This is a genomic window from Acinetobacter shaoyimingii (assembly GCF_011578045.1).
Taxonomy (GTDB): domain Bacteria; phylum Pseudomonadota; class Gammaproteobacteria; order Pseudomonadales; family Moraxellaceae; genus Acinetobacter; species Acinetobacter shaoyimingii.
Genome location: NZ_CP049801.1, coordinates 682,821 through 697,309, shown reverse-complemented (window position 1 = coordinate 697,309; position 14,489 = coordinate 682,821). Strand labels below are relative to the sequence as shown.

Genomic DNA, 14,489 nt, shown 5'->3' with positions numbered 1-14,489 from the left:
AAAAACAGCGACATAACGTCGCTGTTTTAACAATAACAATCAATTAAGAATTTTCAGAAATAAGCGCTACTTGCTGAACATAATTGGTGAGTCCTTGCTTAGACTCAGCAATCGCATCTTCACCCAAGTTTTTCTGAATATCACGTTGTACACGCAAAATATGCTGACGGATCGCATGATGTTCAGCTGCCTTATGCATTTTCATGAATTCTTTAATCGCAGGGTCACCTTGAGCGATCATACGATCGACCCAACGTAATAATTGCGCTTGCTTTTTTAGTCCTTGTTGAGGAGTTAAATAAGACAAAATCATGGTTTCGTCTTCATTACGAAGCAACTTGCCAATACGTAAGAATTGGCGACGACGTGCTTCGTGTGAAGTAATGAGTTGCACATCTAAAAGTGCTTCAATTAAACGTTCTTCCACTGGAAGTTGTTCAATTTTCTTTTTCGGCAACTCTGCGAGTTGCGAACCTAAAGCAGCCATGCGTTGCACAGCTTTCTTTTGTTCGGTTTTGCTTGCACGTCCTTCTAAAGATTCAAAATCATCTTCAGTAAAACGTTGCGTTCGACGTGCCACGATTATTCTGCCTCGTAAAATTTTGCTGCGAATAATGCTTGAATTTCAGATAAAGCTTTCTCTTCATCTGCGCCATCAAGCACTAAACGTAAAGTTGTACCCTTGCCTGCACCGAGCATCAGCAATGACATAATATTTTTCGCATCAACAAGCTTATCGCCCTTCCCAATTTTAATCGATGAACGAAATTTGGTTGTGACTTCGATGAGCTTTCCAGATGCCCGCGCATGTAATCCTAATTTGTTAATTACGTCAACAGTTGTGTCAATCATGACCAGTGCTTCATTTCTCTGTGCAAGACTTGAATAGACCATTTTGCCTCAAGCGCTTTTTTTAGTCTATCCACAATATATACGGAGCGATGCTGCCCACCCGTACATCCAATAGATACCGTTATATAATGTCGGTGACCTTCTGCGAAAGCAGGTAACCATTTTTCTAAAAAAACATACAGATCTTGAAACATCTCATTGGTTTGATTTTGAGATGCCAAGAAATTTTGAACAGGCTCATCTAAACCGGAGTATTTCCGAAGTTCTAAATCCCAATGTGGATTGGGCAAATGTCGAACATCAAAGACAAAATCTGTATCCAGCGGAATGCCGTGTTTATAGCCGAAAGACTGTAAAATCACAATCAGATTATCGACCTGTCCAAGCTTAGATAATAATGTATCTTTTAAGTCATGAACACTTTTATCAGAAGTATCTATATGTACTGTGGCTTTGAGTTGAATCGGAAGCAACAGTTGTTTTTCTTCTTGAATACATTCATTTAAACTTTTAAAGCGATTGGCAAGCGGATGCGGTCGACGCGACGAACTAAAGCGAGCAATGAGCTCTTGATCTTTGGTCGTCAGATAAATGACATCCACTTCACCATGATTTTGTAATTGGTGAAAAACCTGATCAAATTCTTGCAGATCAGCACGTGTACTTCGTACATCAACCCCCAAGGCCAACAATTCTAAATTATTTTCTTGATCTAGTTTTCCGACAATTTCAGGGAGCAATGCTAAAGGCAAATTATCAATACAGTAATAACCTAGATCCTCAAGTACCTGCAATGCAGATGACTTACCTGAACCTGATTGTCCTGTAACGATCAATATGCGTTTCATAGCACTCCCCCAATTTATATTTTAATACTCTAAAACGTGTGCTCTAGAATACTATTAAGTTTCAGTAAATCAACGCCACTCAAACTTTAAATAGCTTTTAAACTACGAACGCCACTTGAATATTATCAATTAAGCGTGTTTTACCTAATTTCGCCGCCACAAATATAACCACATCTTGATCAAATTGATCAATCGTTTGTAGCATTGGTGTGCGCGCTTCTACATAGTCAATTTCAAAGCCGTTCGCAACTAAATCTGCTTTAATATTCGCAATAACATCTGCCAAAGCTTGACCTGCTTTTAATTCGGCTTCAGCATTTTTCAAAGCTTTATAAATCGCTGGTGCTGTTTGACGCTGTTCATCGGACAAATAACCATTGCGTGAACTTAAAGCAAGACCGTCTTCCGCACGAGTAATGGGTACACCAATCACTTCAATTGGCATATTCAAATCTGCAACCATCTGTTTAATCACGGCCAATTGCTGATAATCTTTTTGACCAAAGAATGCAAAATTTGGTTGTACGATATTAAACAATTTGGTCACAATCACAGCCACGCCATCAAAATGACCTGGTCGCTGTGCGCCACACAAATCATTGGTGATATCGCTTACGCTGATATTGGTTAAACGTGACTGACCACCATACATTTGCTCAACAGACGGTGCAAACACAATGTCACATCCAACTTCAGCTAGGAGCTGACTGTCTTGATCCAAAGTTCGAGGATAACTATCGAAATCCTCGTTTGGACCAAACTGAATTGGATTCACGAAAATACTGACAACAACGACATCGCATAAGTTTCGTGCTTCACGAACCAGATTTAAATGACCTTCGTGTAGATTACCCATCGTTGGTACGAAGCCAATCGTCTTTCGCGAACTACGCGCTTTACTTAATGATGCAGATAAACCTTGGATCGTTGTTTCAGTTTTCATTTTTTACAGCTCAGCTTGATACATTTCGACGAGTTACAGTTCAACTTGGAACGTATGTTCTTTCGCAGGGAAGGATTTGTCTTGAACAGCAAGATGATATGCTTTAAAGGCATCCATAATTGCAGTTTCGCCAGATTGCTCTTTCATAAAGTTACGTACAAAACGAGCAACACGTCCAAATGTCAGACCTAACATGTCTTGAACCACCAAGACTTGTCCATCTGTCTCTGCACCCGCGCCAATACCAATCACAGGAACATTTGGAAATAACGCACTAATTTCTTGACCTAACTGTGCTGGAACACATTCAAGCAATAAAATAGCAGCACCTGCTTCAACCACAGCTTTACAGTCTGCAATCAATTGATCTGCCGCAGAACGGGTCTTGGCTTGAAGTTTATAACCACCAAACACATGCACAGACTGCGGTGTTAAACCCAAGTGAATACAAACCGGAATACCGTTTCGAGTGAGTACTTCAACGGTTTCACTGAGCCATGCACCACCTTCCATCTTGACCATTTGAGCGCCAGCTTGCATCACAGTACGTGCGTTTATTAGAGCATCATTTAAAGTGGCATAGCTCATGAATGGCAAATCAGTCATGATAAATGAATGTTGATTCCCACGACGTACAACACTGGTGTGATATGCCATATCTGCAACAGTCACAGGCAATGTTGAATCATGACCTTGTACTGTCATACCCAGCGAATCACCGATAAGAATACTATCAATTTCAGCAATTTCCATTGCTTTTGCCATGCTTGCATCATAACAAGTCAAGCAAGAAAACTTGCGACCTTGTTGTTTGAATTGTCTTAAATCGCTCAGACTAATCATGAAGATGTCCTCTAAATCAGTTCCTTAGAACATGCTTAAATTAAATATTGACCCAAGATTCATCTGCGAGCACAGTCAATGTCGTGTGCTTGAGTACGTCAGAATCTTTGATTTGCTGACCATTTACTTGTAATGAAGCATCTAAATCCAACAAAGGCACTAATACAAAATCTCGCTCCATCATACCGACATGCGGTACAGTGAGACGTTCATTTTGAATGTTTTCCTCTCCATATAAAATCAAATCGAGATCCAAAGTACGTTCGCCCCAATGGCGCAAACGTACTCGACCCGATTCATTTTCTATTTTTTGTAATTCATCCAATAATGCAAGTGGAGCTAAAGCTGTGACCAACTGAGCGACAGCATTAAAATAATACGGCTGATCTTGAGGTCCCATAGGCGGACTTCGATACAGCTTTGATACTTTTACTGCACCAAATTGTTTAAGCTGTTGAACAGCATCAGCTAAAAGTTGCTTTGAGTCGCCCAAATTGCTTCCCAATCCAATATACGTCACTGTGCTCATTGTGTTGGACCAAAAACCACTTTTTTCAAATCACGTTGAACACGTTTACGTTTCAATATTGGATGATCTGCATGGATGTCACCAGAAGCTGTCTGACTCTCAATACTTGCGACTTTACGTGCTTCAAAACCAGTATTGTTTGGCTTGCTTCGTGAACGTCGGCTACGAGACTCAGACTCTTTAACCAAAGGTTCAATACGAGCAGAGCTTTGAGTTTCAGCTGGCTCTTCTACTGACGCAGTTTTACGACGACTCTTGTTGCGTTGGCGGTTATATTGACCAATGGCACGCTCTCTTTCATCCAAAGACATGTTCTGGTAAGTTTCCCACCATGTCCCCATGCCTTGTGTCGTTTCATCACCTGATTTTTCACGCAACAACATAAAGTCAAAACCTGCACGGAAACGTGCATGTCCAGACAATGCTTCAATCTGTTGCGGTTTTGGATTGAGCAAACGCGTTTGCATTTCCCAAACTTCACGGATAAATGTTTCAGCAAAACGCGGAATAATGGTACGTGTTGCTTGGCGTTTTAATACATCCAAACCTGCTTGAGCACGAGCTTCAGCAGCAACCATGCCTTTAGCTGCATAAAACTCACAACGCTCTAAAAATGGTTTCCACAACAAAACTGCATAGAAAAATGCAGGATTGATGGTCTTACCTATTTGTATGCGCTGATCTGTATTACTTGCAGCACGCTCGATAAAATCTGAAATCTGCGGTGGAATTTCTGCAAAAAGCTGTTTCCAGATACCAAATTCAATCAACATTGGCATCACACGTTGCAGATGCCCCATGGTAAACAATTTTTGTGATTCGTCGTATAAACGATGTGGTGAAACATCACGTAATAGCATCGTCAATTCAGCAGAAAACACTTCTAAAATTTCAGGCGCAATGTTGAAATTCAGCTTGGCTGCAAAACGTAAAGTTCGCAGCATCCGTACAGGATCTTCTTCAAAACGAAGCTGTGGATCGCCTAATAGACGCAATGTCTTGGTCTTAATATCATCTACAGCATTACAAAAATCTAAGACAATGCCTTTACGAGGTTGATAGTACATCGCATTAATCGAGAAATCTCGACGTGCAAAATCTTGTTCGATGGTGCCCCAATTATTATCACGCAGAATCATACCTGCAGCAGAAGTGACTGCTTTTTTGGGTGGTGCTCTAAATGTAGCGACCTCAATTAACTCTCTGCCAGAATAGACATGAGCAAGCTCGAAGCGTCGTCCGATAATACGACAACGGCGACCAAATACTTCTTTTATTTGTGATGGAGTTGCATTGGTAACGGCGTCGAAATCCTTTGGGGTCAACCCAAGCATTAAGTCACGCACACCACCGCCAACTATATAAGCCTCATAGCCAGCTTTATTTAATGAATCAATAACATCTAAAATGGAAGAAGGTAATTGAGTGGTGGATAATCCACACTTTGACGCGCGCAAAGTTTGCAAAAGACGCTGTCTCCTACGTCAAGACGTAAAAATCATAATTATGCTAATCATAGCTCTAACACAATCAAAGGGCAATTTGATTATATTAATCTTCAGTCTATTTTTTTCATATTTTCTACAAGAAAAAACGAAATCAAAGCATGGTCTTTTGCAACGCAACCATTTCAATTTATATGATGATTTACAAGCTCAAACGATCTTTGTTCTTTTCAACCAACTTCGGTCCAATGCCTTTGACGTTCTGTAAATCTTCAACCGATTTGAAATTTCCATTTTGTTGACGGTATTCAATAATGTCTTGCGCTTTCTTGAGCCCTACCCCACTGAGTTGTTGAAGCTCGGACACACTCGCTGAATTTAAACGAATTTTACCTGAAAGTGATGCATTAGACGCTGATGTACTGGTATTTTTACTCTGCACAGTCGGTCGAGATAAGTAATGATTTGGATCATTCATTTTCAGCTTTTGATCTTGAGCAGCTTGTTCAGCTTTCCACTTTAAATAAGCTTGATCAAATTTTTCGGCATGCGATGGGATCGAGAGACTTAAAAATAAGCCAACAACGCTATAGAGAGAGCATTTTAAAATTAAGTTATTCATGTTTAACCTGACGATTGTTTTTTATTTCTAATGAATGAAGTTTAGATTGTTGTTTTAAATAACACTTCGCTTGATCCCAAAGTTGATCCATTTCCTGCAAACTCATATTTTCTATGGATTTATTTTGCAGTACTGCTTGATCTTCAATAAAAGCAAACCGTGTTTTAAATTTGTGGATGGTGCTGAGCAATGCCATCTCACTTGAAAGACCAAGTTTACGTCCAACATTGATTAATGAAAATAAACAATCACCAAATTCATCCTGCATTTCATCGGAATTTTGATGAAGCATCGCTTCATTGAACTCATTTAACTCTTCTTCTAATTTCTGATACGCATCTTGAACAGATTCAAAATCAAATCCTACTTTTGCGACATTTTTTTGAATCTCTTCGGCCTGAATCAGTGCTGGTCCATGTTTTACATCATCCAATCGTGATCTCTGTTTTCCAATTTTTTCTTTGGTTTTAATATCTTTCCATAGTTCTGACACCTGATCGACATCTAGTTCTTTAAATTTCTCAGATTCGAAAACATGAGGATGACGACGAATCAATTTTTCAGAAATACTATCGACCACATCTTGAAAATCGAATGCACCTTGTTCGCTATACATTTGCGCTTGAAAGACCACTTGTAGCAATAAATCTCCAAGTTCTTCTTTGACATGATCAGTATCTCCAGCTCTGACTGCTGCTTCAACCTCATAGGCTTCTTCAATGGCAAATCGAGTTAATGACTCAGGAGTTTGCTGCTGATCCCAGGGACATTTTTCTCTTAATTCTTGCATGATATTTAATAACTTTTGCATGAAAATATTCCTCTTAAAATCTGCACAAAACCGAATGACGACTTGAAACCCATGTCCAATGTATGATGAACTGCTCAACATATAAACAATTCAAAAATGAATAACACACAAGGATTTGTAATGACGAAGAGTATTTTTATTAGTGGCGCAGCACAAGGGATTGGTGAAGCAGTTGCACGATTATTTTATCAACATGGATATAAAGTCGGCATCTATGATATTAACGTGAAACAAGCCAAAGCGCTGGCACTTCAGTTGGGCTCAAATGCCCGTGGTGGCACTTTAGATGTGACTAGTTATCGTCAATGGGAAAAAGCATTAGAAGATTTTGCAAACTTTGCTGGGGAAATCAATATATTGGTCAATAATGCAGGTATCTTGTACTCAGGTTATTTTGAAAATACTGATATTCAGTCACATCATCGTACCATCAACATTAATGTGAATGGCGTTCTGAACGGATGTCATGCTGCTTTTCCCTATTTAAAACAAGCCTCTTTTGCACGTGTGATTAACTTATCTTCTGCTTCTGCTATTTATGGACAAGCTGACTTAGTGTCTTATTCGGCAAGTAAATTTGCAGTACGTGGTATTACTGAAGGGTTAGATATTGAATGGCAAAAACATGGAATTCGTGTACTCGATGTGATGCCTCTATTCGTTCAAACTGCTATGGTCAAAGATATGGATGCAGGCACCATTCAAAACATGGGTGTACAACTTACACCGCAGAATGTTGCATTTGAAATATTAAAATGCGTACAGGCAAAAAATAATTTCCTCACCCCAACACATCGACCAGTTGGCTTTAAAGCCAATGCAATGTTTCAGCTCTCAAAACTCAGTCCTCAATTTATTAACCGAGTGAGCAATCTATTTTTAAGTCGAAGAAAAAACTAGTTGATAGGTGTGCCTGTCAATTCAGGCATTTTTTACTGTTTAAACAGCGACTTCAATCGATTCAATTGCGCTTTGTCTATGACTTGAACTGAAGATATGCTATCTCGCAAAGGACTTTGAAAGCGCACATGATCTCCAGGTCGAGTCGGAATGACTTCACCAAGAACTAAGGATTGATCGAGACGGGCAATGGTGAACTGTGAATTATGCTCAACAACAGTTGCATTCCAAATGGGTAACATCACATCCAGATCATTGATTTTTTCAGTTCTGAATACTTTAATTTTCATACCTTTGGCCAAGTGGCGACCCGCACTTGGTATCATGATATTTCTTGGACTTGAAGCTAAAACCGCTAAGTCAATTTCCTTAAAATTTACATGATCTTTAAAGTCTTTCCCCAATTTGCTCAGAGCCAATTGAAGCAATTCATCTTTCACATCATCTGAGTTATTTAACTTCACCACTCTAATCTCATTTCTATGAGCTGAATGATGACTATTCATACTGTTGCCATATTTGATCGCCGCATTGCTAGAGTAAATCACTTGCCCAGAATGATGAAGCATCTCAGCCAATACTTCCAAGTGCATAACACGTTGAGATTTTTTAAAAAACATCCCCCCTTCTTGCTCATAATCGTTGAATGGCATCAATGTTAATCGAATAGAGTAAGGTGTAAATTCGTCCATTTGAGTATATGGCTTCGAAACAAGAGATACATTTTTTGCGACTAATCGAGTTGAATTCAGTTGCTTGTTGTATTTTGGAACAGTAAAACTGGCTTGATCGGTTAACCCATCATTAAAATACTGCTCAACAAGATCTGCAGACTCTCCTTGATATGTGAGCACATCTACAATAGGCACTTTAATTTTATGACCCGAGTTTTCTTTCTTCATTGAAGTTTTCAAAAAAGATGTAGATTTCAAATCTCTAGTTAGAGGAATTGCGACTGCATATTGAGGAGTTGAGTGTACCACTCGAATCATGTCCCCTTGACTGCCTCTGAGCTCATCTTCAGTTCCTATTCCTCCCTCTAAACCTCGGTCAAGAATCACAAATGATTTCCACTGACCAATCTTGCTTGTTTCTATTTTCTGGTAATTCAATTGTGGTCGTGAAATATCCGTCAAACTTTTCGTTAACTTCAGAAAGCTGGTTTGAAATGTTTGTTGAATCAACTTTTTGGTTTCTAAGCTGTTTAAAGCTTCGGCATCAACCACAATTTTATTTGTTTGAGCTGCTCTATTTCGATAAACAACTTCACCATTCGATGCATCTGTGAGTTTTAGGCTTAAAGTTAAAGGTAAAGTAATTTCTACTTCTTTATTTTTCCTAGAAATCAGTTCATCTGCCCGAATGACTTCCAAATCGGCGACATACGTCGGTGCATTGTCTATTTCATTTTCTGAATCGACAATTCGATGTTGTATAAATGCTTGTTTTAAATATGTTCTAAAAACTTCTTCTACTTTTTTTTGGGTTTCATCGAATGAAATGGCTTGCTTAAAATCACATACCACAGAGGCATCATTCATCTTATATTCTTTTAAATTAGAACGACATGCTTGATTCATGCTGATAATTTCCCGTGCAGGGAAAATTTGAATTTCAGCATGTGCTGTTTTCAGCGAATAGAGTGCGATGACCAGACATAAAAATTTCTTCTGAATATGCATATTCCCCCCAGACAGCTCAAGCCGCAGTACTTTTTACGCCATCTCAAAAAAAGCACCCTATGTTTTTAATCAAATTCGCTATAAAACCATTGTGCTGTGAAAATAATTTTTTGAATTCCAGTGTTTGCTTTGACATGTTTAAAATCATTTTTGGAATTGCCAGATAGCAAAACTATGTCATTGTGCTCACTCATGCATTGGGCTTTAGAAATTTTATAAATATCCCAAAACTTTATACATACACATCACCCATACAATTTTTTAAAAACAAAAAAAAGTATTGGAAAATATAATTTCCCAACAAATAAACAAGCACTTTTCATCTTAAAGTTAACAAAAAAACACAATAAAAACAATGTTATAATTATTTTAACTCTCTATTAATTATTTTTTAATAACAAAAAAAAGAGAGTGAACAATCACTCTCTTTTTGGGATTTTTAAATGCTAATTGCCTTGTACCAATCGTCTTGCGCTAATGATGCCAGGTTGTTGCTCCAATCGAGCTAAAAGCCGAGACAACTGCGCCAAACCTTTAACTTCAATCAGCAGTTTCATGTTGGCAATACCATCAGCTTCCGAGATGGTATTGACCTGACGAATATTAATTTGATCTGAAAAAATCACTTGCGTGAGATCTTTGAGCAAACCACGACGGTCATATGCTTCCACCACAATCTGCACACTTTGACCACGTGTCGGTTGCATTTCCCAATCGGCTTCTACAGCACGTTCAGGCTCTTGCTTAATCATGCGCATGTAATCAGCACAAGCCACTTTATGAATACTCACACCACGATTTAAGGTAATGTATCCTGCAATAGATTCACCATGCACTGGCTGACAGCACTGCGCAATGTGTAATTCCACATTGTCTAAACCATCAATTAAAATACCATGTGCCGACAAAGTATGACTAGCACGTGGGTTTAATGCAGGCTTGAGCACCAATTCAGGCTCATCCTGATCGAGATGCATATGACGATTGACTTGATTAATCAATGAATGAAGACTGATATCTCCGCTCACCAATGCCACCAAAATATCATCCCCTGTTTTCACATTAAAATGTGCACAGTAATCATTAAGATCAATACTTTTAGGATGAATCGCCAATCGAGATAATTCTTTGGTCAAGAGCTCACGCCCCACTTCCAAATTCTTACTACGATCTTGTTGTCTAAACCAATGACGAAGCTTATCTCGCGCACGAGCAGTCTTGATATAACCCAGAGAGTTCACCAACCAATCACGATTTGGCTCACGGTCTTTCTTGGTTAAAATCTCAACTTGTTCACCTGTTTTTAGCGTATAAGTTAGCGGGACATAGCGTTGATTGACACGCGCTGCATAGCACTTGTTACCCACTTCGGTATGTACATGATATGCAAAATCTAAAACTGTAGAATTTCGTGGCAATTCTTTGATATCGCCATCACGACTGAATACATAGATTTTTTCGAAATCTTCAAAATCTTGAAGCTGTTCAAAACCTTCAGTCTCATCTTCATTTGGATGACCGCTATTTTCATTACGTTCTTGATAATGTTCCAAGACAACACGTAATGAATGCAAACGATGATTAAATGAAAAATCGGTCGCTTTACTGCCTTCTTTATAGTTAAAGTGCGAACATACGCCGAGTTCAGCCTCTTCATGCATCTCATGAGTACGGATTTGAATCTCAAGCGATTTATTTTCCGCAATCACTGCGGTATGCAATGAACGGTAACCATTGGCTTTCGGGTTGGTAATATAATCATCAAACTGATGTGGAATATGACGCCAAATTTGATGCACAATGCCCAATGAGTGATAGCACTCAGAAACATCCTTGACCAACACACGTACAGCACGAATATCATAAAGCTGATCAAAGCTTAAGTTCTTGCTTTTCATTTTTCGATAAATCGAATAAATGTGTTTTACACGACCTGAAATTTCAGCCTCTATTCCTTGCTGTCCCAATTCATGCTTGAGCTTATCCACCACAAATTGAATATATTGTTCACGTTCAAGACGCTTTTCATTGAGTAAAGAAGCAATTTCTTTATAACGTTCAGGTGCAAGATAACGGAAAGCCAGATCTTCAAGCTCCCATTTGAGTTGCGCAATGCCTAAACGATGTGCCAATGGTGAATAAATGGTTAATATTTCTCGTGCGACACGCTCTTGACGTTCGCGAGATGACTGCGCCAATTCACGCAGAGAGTAAGTACGTTCTGCCAGCTTGACTAAAACAACACGAACATCTTCCGTCACCGAAATCAGCATTTTATAAATGCCTGTTAAATGCTCACGTTGATTGTTATTAAAGTGATCTTCTAGGCGTTTGTTCTTTTCAATCAGCTCGGACAATTTACCCATCGCCAACGTGCCTTTGACCAGATTGTATACGCTTTCACCAAAGCGTGTCTTAATCTCATCTAAAGTGGTAAATCCTTCACGCACACTACGATACAGCATAGCTGCTGACAAAGTGTCTTCATCTACATGTAAATGCGCAAGAATATCGGCCATACCTAAGCCAGTGGCAAAGGCATTGGTTTTATGGTTGATGGTCGTGGTCAGCTCTTTTTGTAATACGAACTGCGCCACTTCTTCTAATTGTTTAAGCTCAATACCGTCTAAAATAGAACGAGCACGCTCTAGCCAAGTGGCTAATCCTTGTTGCGCTTCAGCGGCATGCTCTACAGTCGTTTCCTCAGATAACTCAGTGAGTCGTCCAGGCAACTGTTCACGAACTGTGACCATACCATTCTCCTTTGAATCTACTCTTCATTTTAAAACGTCTATCTCTAAATTTTTTCAAATAAGGCAATTGATTCGACATGTCCCGTATGGGTAAACATGTCCATGACACCTGCTTTTTTTAATTGATATCCGTTTTTAACTAATATTCCGGCGTCTCTTGCTAATGTAGCAGGATTACAGGATACATAAACAATTTTTTTAGCACCAAAATTAGGCACATAATGCATCACTTCTTCCGCACCAGCACGAGGAGGGTCTATTAATAGTGCATCAAAACCCTCATTTGCCCAAGAATGTTGCGAAAAATCTTTCGTCAAATCTTGCACGTGAAAACTAACATTGGCGATGCTGTTTTTCAGTGCATTTTCTGTACCGCGCTTCACCATGTCTTCGCTACCTTCAACCGCAATTACCTGACCATGACGCCCAACTTCTCGGGCAAGAGGAAGTGAGAAGTTTCCAAGACCACAAAATAGGTCAAGAACCCTTTCTCCTTGGGCTAGATTAAGCAATTCACATGCCAGCTTGACCATCTGAGGGTTCACTGTCGGATTCACTTGAGTAAAATCTGTCGGTTTAAAACCAAACTCCACATCAAACTCATCTAAACGATAGTGCAATCGCATAGGTGCATCTGTATCATCCACGCGATGAAGACTGTCAGCATTCGAAGGTTGTAAATACAACTGCCACCCTCTACTTAACGTAAAATCTTTCAATAGGTTGACATCATTATGCTTCAGTTTGTTGACATGTCGTACTAAAAGCGCAACCTCTTGATCCCCTTTGGCCAGCTCGATATGTCCAATGTCTGACTTAGCTTTAAGACTTTCCAAGCATCGACGAAGCTCTGGTAAAGCTTGATCAAGGTCAGTATCCAAAATTTTACAGGTGGTAATTTCAGTTAAACGATTGCTTTGTGCTTCACGAAAACCCATCAGCAACTTATCTTTATTCGGCAGATAACGAACCCCAATACGTGCTTTATGACGATAATCTTCACGTGTTGAACGTAAGGGTGCGAGCCATTGTTCTGGCTGAATCCCTGCGAAATGTTCCAGATGTGATTTTAAAACATCTTGCTTTAAGCGTATTTGTTCATCTGGCTGAATATGTTGCATATTGCAGCCACCACAAATACCAAAATGCGGACATACTGGGGTAATACGATGCGGGTTGGGATCACCTAGCAATTCAATACAATCTGCTTCTTCTAATTTTTTAGCTTGATGCGTGATCTGCGCTTCAACTGTTTCACCAGGCAAAGCATATCGAATAAAGACTTTTTTACCAGCTTTATCGGCAGGATGCCCTTGATCGGCTGAATAGTGAGCTATCCCTCGCCCTTCATGTGAAAGTCTCTCAACTTTAAAAATAGATCGTGGAAGCTGAGATGGACGAGATGATGCTCTATGTTTCAATGAACTAACCTAATGTTGTTGAGGGGGTTGTGAAAAATCCGAAGACGTAAAATCAGTGTGTTTGCAGCATGTTTGCCAAACTTGCAAAAACTCAGTTTGCTGTGGTTGACCTTGTAAATAATGAATCGTGGCTTGAATCCATAAACGATGATCCTCAGGCAAAATTTGCCCTTTTAACAGTAAGAATCGTAAATAAACCAGCCAAGTATTTAACACATCGGCTTCACAATAGCTGGTCATTTCTAACCATTGCTGATTACGCACATATTCAGGAATTAAGTAACCTGCTTTGCCTCGTTTACCAGGGTAACCCAGCAAATGCGCGATATCGTCTAGTTTTTGGAAATTGCGACCATTAAACATCGCCATCCAGTCCATTAAATCTATATGACGATGGTGATAACGATTCTGGTAGTTATTATAACGCTTTTGCGTATCAATTTCGCCTTGATCGAACAAACTTGGCGCAGACAGACCATGATACATGGCTCTATACAAAATCACAGGTAAATCAAACTGTGATCCGTTCCAACTGACCAGTGTTGGATTTCGCTTATCAAAAATAGATAAGAATTTTTGTAGAATCTCAGCTTCTGAATATTGCTCTTGGCTAAATGAAAAGAGTTTCATTGTGCCTTTTTCATCAATCCATAAACCTGAAATACAGACTATTTCATGTAAAGGCAGACGCTGAAAATCCGTTCCTGACTCCTGACGGCGGAGTTTAGTCAACGCTTGATCAAGATCGGGTTCAGGTAAATCTAAGCCATATAAATGCGCCCCTGATTTAAGATCGGTTAAGGTTTCGATATCGAACACTAAAACAGGAAGACGCATACA

14 protein-coding genes are annotated in these 14,489 nt (G+C 39.4%); 1 reads left to right on the top strand and 13 read right to left on the bottom strand.

Annotation, left to right across the window (positions count from 1 at the left end; all coding sequences use genetic code 11):
• Positions 1 to 43 precede the first annotated feature (43 nt).
• From yjgA to mazG, 9 genes are all read right to left on the bottom strand, one after another.
• Positions 44 to 580 (bottom strand): ribosome biogenesis factor YjgA, encoded by a 537-nt coding sequence (gene yjgA, locus G8E00_RS03200; protein ID WP_166008440.1) that lies wholly within the window; start codon positions 578 to 580, stop codon positions 44 to 46.
• A 2-nt stretch (positions 581 to 582) separates the two neighbouring features.
• Complete coding sequence (locus G8E00_RS03195) at positions 583 to 852, bottom strand: HPr family phosphocarrier protein (protein ID WP_166008441.1); 270 nt, start codon at positions 850 to 852, stop codon at positions 583 to 585.
• Positions 849 to 1,700, bottom strand: coding sequence for an RNase adapter RapZ (gene rapZ, locus G8E00_RS03190; RefSeq protein WP_166221926.1), 852 nt, complete (start codon positions 1,698 to 1,700; stop codon positions 849 to 851). Before rapZ ends, G8E00_RS03195 begins: the two co-directional genes overlap by 4 nt.
• A gap of 97 nt (positions 1,701 to 1,797) precedes the next feature.
• Positions 1,798 to 2,643 carry a pantoate--beta-alanine ligase gene (gene panC / locus G8E00_RS03185; RefSeq protein WP_166221924.1) on the bottom strand — a complete coding sequence of 282 codons (846 nt, stop codon included), beginning with the start codon at positions 2,641 to 2,643 and terminating at the stop codon, positions 1,798 to 1,800.
• Between the two features lie 33 nt (positions 2,644 to 2,676).
• On the bottom strand, positions 2,677 to 3,486 hold the full coding sequence (panB, locus tag G8E00_RS03180) for a 3-methyl-2-oxobutanoate hydroxymethyltransferase (RefSeq protein WP_166008444.1): 810 nt from the start codon (positions 3,484 to 3,486) through the stop codon (positions 2,677 to 2,679).
• A gap of 40 nt (positions 3,487 to 3,526) precedes the next feature.
• Positions 3,527 to 4,015: a 2-amino-4-hydroxy-6-hydroxymethyldihydropteridine diphosphokinase gene (folK, locus tag G8E00_RS03175; protein ID WP_166221922.1), complete on the bottom strand. Its 489-nt coding sequence runs from the start codon at positions 4,013 to 4,015 to the stop codon at positions 3,527 to 3,529.
• On the bottom strand, positions 4,012 to 5,481 hold the full coding sequence (gene pcnB, locus G8E00_RS03170; protein ID WP_166008446.1) for a polynucleotide adenylyltransferase PcnB: 1,470 nt from the start codon (positions 5,479 to 5,481) through the stop codon (positions 4,012 to 4,014). Before pcnB ends, folK begins: the two co-directional genes overlap by 4 nt.
• A 181-nt stretch (positions 5,482 to 5,662) precedes the next feature.
• Positions 5,663 to 6,082, bottom strand: coding sequence for a ComEA family DNA-binding protein (locus tag G8E00_RS03165; protein ID WP_166008447.1), 420 nt, complete (start codon positions 6,080 to 6,082; stop codon positions 5,663 to 5,665).
• Positions 6,075 to 6,893: a nucleoside triphosphate pyrophosphohydrolase gene (mazG, locus tag G8E00_RS03160; RefSeq protein WP_166221920.1), complete on the bottom strand. Its 819-nt coding sequence runs from the start codon at positions 6,891 to 6,893 to the stop codon at positions 6,075 to 6,077. Before mazG ends, G8E00_RS03165 begins: the two co-directional genes overlap by 8 nt.
• 120 nt (positions 6,894 to 7,013) lie before the next feature.
• Here mazG and G8E00_RS03155 point away from each other — a divergent pair, with 120 nt between their 5' ends.
• Entirely contained in the window at positions 7,014 to 7,793 is a 780-nt protein-coding gene (locus tag G8E00_RS03155; RefSeq protein WP_166008449.1) for an SDR family oxidoreductase, read from the top strand.
• Between the two features lie 32 nt (positions 7,794 to 7,825).
• Here G8E00_RS03155 and G8E00_RS03150 read toward each other — a convergent pair whose 3' ends face one another.
• The 4 genes from G8E00_RS03150 to G8E00_RS03135 form a co-directional block, all read right to left on the bottom strand.
• The gene (locus G8E00_RS03150; protein WP_166221918.1) at positions 7,826 to 9,475 is read right to left on the bottom strand and encodes a hypothetical protein; all 1,650 of its coding nucleotides are present in this window, start codon (positions 9,473 to 9,475) and stop codon (positions 7,826 to 7,828) included.
• Positions 9,476 to 9,921: 446 nt separating this feature from the next.
• Positions 9,922 to 12,228 carry a RelA/SpoT family protein gene (locus G8E00_RS03145; RefSeq protein ID WP_166008451.1) on the bottom strand — a complete coding sequence of 769 codons (2,307 nt, stop codon included), beginning with the start codon at positions 12,226 to 12,228 and terminating at the stop codon, positions 9,922 to 9,924.
• 44 nt (positions 12,229 to 12,272) lie between these two features.
• Positions 12,273 to 13,649, bottom strand: coding sequence for a 23S rRNA (uracil(1939)-C(5))-methyltransferase RlmD (gene rlmD / locus G8E00_RS03140; protein WP_166221916.1), 1,377 nt, complete (start codon positions 13,647 to 13,649; stop codon positions 12,273 to 12,275).
• Between the two features lie 9 nt (positions 13,650 to 13,658).
• Entirely contained in the window at positions 13,659 to 14,486 is an 828-nt protein-coding gene (locus tag G8E00_RS03135; protein WP_166221914.1) for a 3'-5' exonuclease, read from the bottom strand.
• Positions 14,487 to 14,489 lie beyond the last annotated feature (3 nt).

What these genes read in the sequence shown, in the direction of transcription:
- G8E00_RS03195 (WP_166008441.1), bottom strand. Translation starts at nt 852, where the DNA reads ATGATTGACACAACTGTTGACGTAATTAACAAATTAGGATTACATGCG.
- rapZ (WP_166221926.1), bottom strand. Translation starts at nt 1,700, where the DNA reads ATGAAACGCATATTGATCGTTACAGGACAATCAGGTTCAGGTAAGTCA.
- panC (WP_166221924.1), bottom strand. Translation starts at nt 2,643, where the DNA reads ATGAAAACTGAAACAACGATCCAAGGTTTATCTGCATCATTAAGTAAA.
- panB (WP_166008444.1), bottom strand. Translation starts at nt 3,486, where the DNA reads ATGATTAGTCTGAGCGATTTAAGACAATTCAAACAACAAGGTCGCAAG.
- folK (WP_166221922.1), bottom strand. Translation starts at nt 4,015, where the DNA reads ATGAGCACAGTGACGTATATTGGATTGGGAAGCAATTTGGGCGACTCA.
- G8E00_RS03165 (WP_166008447.1), bottom strand. Translation starts at nt 6,082, where the DNA reads ATGAATAACTTAATTTTAAAATGCTCTCTCTATAGCGTTGTTGGCTTA.
- mazG (WP_166221920.1), bottom strand. Translation starts at nt 6,893, where the DNA reads ATGCAAAAGTTATTAAATATCATGCAAGAATTAAGAGAAAAATGTCCC.
- G8E00_RS03155 (WP_166008449.1), top strand. Translation starts at nt 7,014, where the DNA reads ATGACGAAGAGTATTTTTATTAGTGGCGCAGCACAAGGGATTGGTGAA.
- G8E00_RS03150 (WP_166221918.1), bottom strand. Translation starts at nt 9,475, where the DNA reads ATGCATATTCAGAAGAAATTTTTATGTCTGGTCATCGCACTCTATTCG.
- G8E00_RS03145 (WP_166008451.1), bottom strand. Translation starts at nt 12,228, where the DNA reads ATGGTCACAGTTCGTGAACAGTTGCCTGGACGACTCACTGAGTTATCT.
- G8E00_RS03135 (WP_166221914.1), bottom strand. Translation starts at nt 14,486, where the DNA reads ATGCGTCTTCCTGTTTTAGTGTTCGATATCGAAACCTTAACCGATCTT.